Origin of the sequence: Microcoleus sp. PH2017_05_CCC_O_A, from assembly GCF_020738785.1 — a bacterium.
In the GTDB taxonomy this organism is placed as follows: Bacteria; Cyanobacteriota; Cyanobacteriia; order Cyanobacteriales; family Microcoleaceae; genus Microcoleus.
In genome coordinates this window covers 1-7,487 of sequence record NZ_JAEQCB010000209.1, presented here as the reverse complement: position 1 = coordinate 7,487, position 7,487 = coordinate 1, and the positions used below count along the sequence as shown (strand labels likewise).

The following is a 7,487-nucleotide window of genomic DNA, read 5'->3' as shown; positions in this document are numbered from 1 at the left end:
CAGACAAGTAAATCTTTCCCGGCGCAACTCCCTCAAATTTGTCGCAGGAGCAATAGGTACAGGAATACTCGCAGCACGAGTAGGTGCTGATGTGGCTTCACCCGAACCAGCAATTGCTCAAAATGACTTCACTCCCGATGTCGCTTTGGCAAAATTGATGGAGGGGAACAAGCGATTTGTTGACAGAAAACGCCAAAGTCCCAACCAAGACTTACCCCGCCTCGTTGAAGTTGCCAAAGCTCAAAAACCATTTGCTGCTATTCTCGGCTGTGCAGATTCCCGCTTTCCTTCTGAGATTATTTTCGATCAGGGATTGGGAGATTTATTTGTATGTCGCGTAGCCGGAAATGTGGCTACTCCAGAAGAAATTGGCAGCCTGGAATTTGGCACACTGGTGTTGGGAGCAAAAGTGCTGGTAGTAATCGGTCACAAACGTTGCGGTGCAGTAGATGCAACCATCAAAGGCGCTCAAGTTCCCGGTCAAATTGGCAGTTTGCTCGACGCAATTAGGCCTGCTGTAGAAAGCTCGAAAGGCGAAGCAGGCGATCGTCTAGAAAATGCCTGCAAAGCCAATGTGGTGCTGCAAGCTAAAAGATTGAAAGCATCTCCAGTTATCTCTAAGTTAATTGAGGAGAATAAACTGAAAGTTGTCGGTGGATATTACGATTTAGACACGGGTGCAGTCAATATTCTGATTGAGTCGTAAACAGTTGAGAGTTGATAGTTGATAGTTGATAGTTGTCAATTGTTAAATACCAACTGTTGAAAAACCTCTTGGGAAAGCAGTAAAATTTAAACTGTCTAAAAACTTAGATATTAACTATCAACTGTCAACTATCAACTATCAACTGTCAACTGTCAACTGTCAACTATCAACTGTCAACTGTCAACTGTCAACTGTCAACTGTCAACTGTCAACTGTCAACTGTCAACTGTCAACTGAATCTTCACTCTTCACACATTATGCTTAGTGCGTTGCTCTGGTTGCCCGCGTTGGGCGCTGCGGTAGTCGGGTTCTTGCCCGGAAAAATGAATGCGATGCGGGTGCGCTCCGTCGCTTCCGTCTTCGCTGCTGCCGTTTTCCTGTTGAATCTCTGGCTGCTAACTCAATTTGACACGACAAATTCAGGGCTACAATTTCAAGAATATTTGCCTTGGATTCCGCAATTGGGTTTGAGCTACAACTTGGGAATTGATGGCTTATCTTTGCCACTCCTAGTTTTAACCGGATTGCTGACGCTATTAGTGATTTACGGTACTGGTGAAGGTATGGCTCGCCCCCAGCTTTACTACGCTTTGATTTTGCTGATCAATGCGGGGGTGGCGGGAGCTTTGATGTCTCAAAATTTGCTGCTGTTCGTCCTATTTTACGAGCTAGAATTAATTCCTTTTTACCTGTTGATTGCGATTTGGGGCGGCAAACAGCGCGAATACGCTGCGATGAAGTTTCTGATTTACACGGCAGTTTCGGGACTTTTAGTTTTAGGCGGATTTTTGGGCGTAGCTTGGCTGAGCGGCTCTTTAAACTTCGATTACAGTGCAATTACTACTCAAGATTTGCCCTTAAACACGCAATTAATCTTGCTAACAATTGTCTTGTTTGGGTTGGCAATTAAAATTCCTTTAGTGCCCCTCCACACTTGGCTGCCGGATGCCTACGTGGAAGCTTCGCCAGCAACAGCAATTCTGTTGGGAGGTGTTTTGGCGAAGTTGGGAACTTACGGCTTAGTGCGGTTTGGTTTGCAGATGTTTCCCGAAACTTGGTCGATAGTCGCTCCTGGTTTAGCGATAATCGGTACGGTGAGCGTGATGTACGGTGCTTTGAGCGCGATCGCCCAAAAAGATATCAAGCGCATGGTAGCCTATAGTTCGATCGGGCATATGGGCTACATCCTCGTCGCCTGCGCCGCCGGCACCAAACTCTCCTTAATCGGCGCTGTCGGGCAAATGGTAAGCCACGGCTTGATTTTAGCCTTGCTGTTTTATCTCGTAGGCATCATCGAAACCAAAGCCGGCACACGGGATTTGGACGTGCTCAACGGCTTAATGAATCCGATGCGCGGTTTACCCACAGCGAGTTCGCTGTTAGTTTTGGGCGGCATGGCCAGCGCCGGAATTCCCGGTTTAGTCGGTTTTATCGCCGAATTTTTAGTATTTCAAGGCAGTTTCTCAGCATTTCCAATTCCGACTTTACTGTGCATTTTAGCCTCCGGGTTAACAGCAGTTTACTTTGTAATTCTGCTCAACCGCACCTGTTTTGGAAAGTTGGACAATGCCACGGCTTACTATCCTCCAGTGAAGTTTGCCGAAAATATGCCAGCCCTAGTTTTAGCGGCAATCATTTTCTTCTTGGGAGTTCAACCAGTGTGGCTGCTGAAGTGGAGCGAATCTACTACAAATGCGATGGCAGTAACTCTATCAACGGGCAGATATACTCAAGTAGCTGTCAGCTATCAATCTGAGAAATAGAATGGGAGAGGGGGAGAGCGGGAACTCAGAAAAATCTTTTTTCTTCCTTCTTACTTCTTCCTTCTTTTCTCTTCCATCTTCCTTCTTCCCTCAACATTCATCCATTGAATCGGTTAAACCCGCTATACAATTCGTTACCGAACTTCCCTCTGATATCATCTCCGGTGGACTGACCACAATAAGATTAGTTTGTAGTGCGGACTTCAGTCCGCAGCCGGAGCGGACTTAAGTCCGCACTACGAACTATTTTTGTTATGGTGATCGACCGGACATGATATGAATTCGGATTGTAATTATGGTAAAATAAAAACAACCAGTCAACTACCACCATAACTGTGTAAAAGTTTGGAACACCGCAAAAAATTCTAAATTCAGGTGCAGTTACAGCAATTTCCCTACTAGCAACTTCCAAGCATTGCGCTGCCGCAGACTTTGCGAATATTTCTAAATATTGAGATTCATTCAAACCAAGGAAGAAACAATGGTACAAACTCCTACTAAACCAGCAACTAAACTGCCTCCTTCCAAACACGAATTTGCCGAAGTCATTCACAGACTGGAAGCTGGCGGCGCGATGATTCCAGATACGCCGGAAAATCTGATGCAAATCATCGCGATTTGGAAGGCCTACGCGGTACCGATGGATTTCTATTGGCGGGATTTACTTTACATCGCGGAACGGGTATTTTTAAACCCGCTTCCCTTCTTTAAATACTTCTTACCCCAGGAGTATTTAGACTTGCAAAATCACTATTCAGGTGACGGTGCAGATTTACGGATTTGGCGGGGGACTGGAAGCGCACACCCGGAACTTTTGGAGTTCATGGAAAATGGAGAAACTGGCAAAAAGCCACGTTTGTTTCACCATTTGTGGCACGATCGCATTAACATGGAATTTGCCGAAGAGTGCATGAGGTCAATGCTGTGGCACCGGGGAATGTACGTTCCTGTCAACCAGTTTGACCCCTATCTCGACAGCGACGAATACAAAGCAAATGCCGATCGCGCAATTAAAGCTTACTTCAAAAAAGACCCGTTCATGCTGGGCCTGCACAAAGCATTTCCCGAAATGTTTTTGGAACAGTGCCGCCAGATGTCTTATTACAGCAATCTCGGTTTATTCTGGGAAGTAATGGCACCCGTGTTTTTTGAAGTTTCCGACTTGTACGACGAAGGGAAAATTACCACAGTACCCCAGGCGATGGATTTCCTGGTAAATGGTATATTTGCGATCGCCGGTCGTCCGATTTACCACCACGTTCTCATCGACGGCGAAACCTACGAAATCATCCCAAAATCCAAAGGTTTCACTTGGCTGTACGAGGCAGCGCTACCCTACGTAGAATCGGTATTTTACCGCACTTCGCCGTTCCGGGGAACCAAATCTTACAACGCCCAAGCCAAGGAAGTTCCCGACGACCAAAAAGACTTCCACTACGGTATTTTGTATGCAGACAAATTCCCTGTAGGAACTGCCGGCATCCCGCCGACGCTGCTAGCCCAAGATATGCTGCACTTCCTGCCGCCTTATTTGATGGATTTCTACAGGCAGCGATGCCGCGGCGAAGATGATATCCTGAATCAGATTGGGGTGACGTTCCAGCGATCGATGTACTGCGTTACTTCGGCGGTTATTCAAGCTTTGCGGACGGCGCTGCTGTATCCTTTGGATGACCCGAATCCGAAACATTTGAAGGCAAATCGGGCGTTTTTCGAGTCTCAGATCGATCGCTTCTGCCGCCCGGAATACGGCATGAAATATGCGGCGAAGTTGAAAAACATTCAGACTTCGGATTACAGGTAAAAGATGTTTTTGGGCGAGGGAAGACGGCGGTTGAAACCGCGTCTACACAAACGATGTCCGCCTCCGCGGACTGAAGAAGGTAACATAATTTTAACCGCCAACTCTTCAAATATTCAACCCGCGGAGGCGGGTTTTGTCTGTGTAGGCGCGATTTCAATCGCCGTCTTTTTAAGGAAATAAATCGAACATATGAACAGCAAAGACCTAGCCCAATATATCGAAGCAACCGATGGGATTTCCAAACCGTGGCTGTTGGTGCAACTCCGGATGAAAAAATTGCAAGAAAGGCGATCGCAAATTTCTACTGAAGAATATCTCAAAGAACTTACCGATCTTCACCAAGATTTAATGAATCTGGGCGAATGGTGGGTGGGAATTGAAGACGAAGTGTTTTAATTAATTACCGATGCGAATACACTATAGATTTTCATAACCTTTAAATTTGACTAAGGTTTTGCCAATCAAAGCAAAGATCGATGGGAGGTGACATGATTTGCTGGTTGTTTTTGATTTAAATTTGCGAGTGATTGCCCGATCAACATATTTTTATATACAATATTTATTGAGATTATTTAATGCTTGACATTATAAGGTTAATTAGGTAAAATTAATAATTATTTTATGTTGATTGATTCATATAAATCATCAGTAGGACTCCGTTAAGGTCTTAATCATCTAATCCGCCAGTCGGGTAGGATGCGTTAGCTTTTCACATTTTTTGTGATGTGTCAAGCGAATGGTCTGACGCACCTTAGGACTGAACTAAAAGGCAGGTTATCGGTAGAGAACAAAATACTCTCCTGCTTGAATTTTGCACGGAGTTGAATGTGCTTGCCACATTCGATTGGATTCTTATATTAAATATAGGCACATCGAAATGGGACAGATAATTATTAATGAATTCCGCCGTGACGGTAGTTTTCAGGGCGATGAGTATGTCGAACTACTTTTGACAGAAGACTTAACTGCTGCTCAATTGCAAACTTTTTTTGTTGGCGATTCAACGGATCTAACAACAGTTAAATATTCTGCCTATCAGTTCATAAATATGGCAAGTATTGCTCCTGTATTCAAGGCAGGAACAATAATTGTGCTGGGCGGTGAGAGCGTAATTCCAGCGAATGAAATTACCTACAATCCAGTTCCCCGAGGAACTGATGCTGATTGGAACATTCAATTATTGATAACTAGCAATAAAGGTGGTGTATACCTTAATAATGTTTTAGCTCCACCTAACAACTTTGCAGGAAATTTTGCAGCAGATTCAGATCTTGTTTGGGTAGATACTAGCAGTACGGGAACTACTTCAGTTGATTCGATCGCCTGGCCAACAACTGGTTTGGGAGCATTTGGCAATGCAGCTAAGGTAAAAATTGCCGCTCCGACGAATAACGGTGATAATGTCGAATTCATGAGCGCGATCGGTGGTGTGGATAAAACTGCTAATTATGCTGTCAATAGTGTAGGTTCGATCGGCGTACCCAATTTCGGCATTAACACTATTTATATTAACAGCCTCCGCAACCCGCAGCTCAACAGCGCTCCAACTTTAACAAATTCTAACGCTAATAGTTTAACTGCAATTAATGAGGACATAGAAAATGTAGCTAACACGGGTTTTAGTATTTTCAATATCACTAGCCAGTTAGGCGCTGATGTTAATAGCGATCCGTTGGGTGTCGCAGTCACAGCAGCAGACAATACTAACGGCAATTGGCAATTTTCAACTAATGGCAATACTTGGACAAATTTTGGGCCATTGTCCCAAAGCTCAGCAACAATTCTCGGCCCGACGCCTCTTTATAATGGCTTGCTTGGCAGCACTCCCAGTTCTCAGAATTGGCTGTCTTTGACCAACTCCAATATTATTGCTCCTACCACTATTGCTTCAGAAATATTAAGCGGTAATGGAGTTAATTTAAACAGCACGGCTGCTAATAATATCTATGCTGGCTATACCAATAATCCTTTAAGTCCGTTATTTCCGCCGCTCGATCGCACGCAGGGATTTAGCTTATCTTTTAATCTGCAAATTATCTCCGAAGCCCGTATCAATGCCAATCGGGCGGGTTTTAGCATTGTTACCGTTACGAGCGATCGCAAAGCAATTGAAATCGGTTTCCAGCAGCTATCTGCAACTACGGGCAATATCTTTGCTCAAGCAGACGGAATTACTCCCAATCCGGGCGGACAAACGAATAGCTTATTTGTGGCTGCTGAAAATGCTGCTTACAATACAAATCTTGCTACTAACTATACTCTGAAAGTTTTAGGCGACAATTACTTTCTTTCGGACGGTAGTAATAATGTTATACTAACGGGGCCTCTGCGAAATTATGCTGCATTTACTGGCGCGATCGACCCTTACGAAACTCCTAATTTTCTATTCCTCGGTGACGGCACAACCTCGGCCCAAGCAAACATCAACCTGACGCGAGTTTCGCTGCAAACGCCTGCGAAAGTCCGCTTTGTACCCAACCCAGACTACTATAGTACCGCTGGTAGCGAACCAACAATTACTGTTCGGGCGTGGGATGGAACTAACGGAATCGGTAACGGTACTGCGGGTGTCAACGCTTCAGCTACCGGGGGAACAACGCCGTTTAGCACTAATTCCATCACCTACGCGCTTCCAGTTAATCCAGTCAATGATGTACCTTCGTTTGTCAAAGGAGGCGATCGCACTCTCAAGAGTAACTCCAGCGCGCAAACCATCCCCGGCTGGGCGACGGCGATTTCTCGGGGCCCCGCCAACGAGTCGGGACAAACTCTCGCGTTTCAAGTTACGGGGAATGACAATGCTGCTTTGTTTAGCGTACCACCTGCGATCGACTCGGCGGGCACGCTAACATTTACACCGGCCGTAGGGGCGATCGGCAGTGCTAAGATCGCTCTCAATCTCAAAGATAATGGGGGCGTAGCTAACGGCGGTGTCGATACATCCGCCAGTCAAACTTTCGTCATCAATCTCACCAACTTGCCACCTGCTGGACAAACAGACAATTACACGATTCCCCACACCAAGGTATTCAACCAGCAAGCCCCCGGAGTATTAGGCAACGACAGCGACCCTGACGGCGATATTTTGACAGCCAAGGTATTGTCAAATCCAATCAACGGCAAGGTAAATTTCAATACTGACGGTTCATTCAGCTATATTCCCAATCCGGGTTTTGCAGGTACAGACAACTTCAGCTACAGCGTCAGCGACGGA

At 45.4% G+C, this 7,487-nt stretch carries 5 protein-coding genes; all 5 read left to right on the top strand.

Annotated features, from left to right (window positions below):
• The coding region (locus JGK20_RS31245) for a carbonic anhydrase (protein ID WP_293233383.1) at nt 1–706 on the top strand (706 nt) is incomplete at its 5' end.
• 257 nt (nt 707–963) lie between these two features.
• Nucleotides 964–2,469, top strand: coding sequence for an NADH-quinone oxidoreductase subunit M (locus tag JGK20_RS31240; protein ID WP_293233381.1), 1,506 nt, complete (start codon nt 964–966; stop codon nt 2,467–2,469).
• A gap of 481 nt (nt 2,470–2,950) precedes the next feature.
• Entirely contained in the window at nt 2,951–4,273 is a 1,323-nt protein-coding gene (locus JGK20_RS31235) for a CO2 hydration protein (RefSeq protein WP_293218748.1), read from the top strand.
• Nucleotides 4,274–4,462: 189 nt separating this feature from the next.
• A complete protein-coding gene (locus tag JGK20_RS31230) occupies nt 4,463–4,669 on the top strand; it encodes a hypothetical protein (RefSeq protein ID WP_293218750.1) in 207 nt (68 codons plus the stop codon).
• 481 nt (nt 4,670–5,150) lie between these two features.
• A partial coding sequence (locus JGK20_RS31225; RefSeq protein ID WP_293233379.1) for an Ig-like domain-containing protein occupies nt 5,151–7,487 on the top strand: 2,337 nt, incomplete at its 3' end.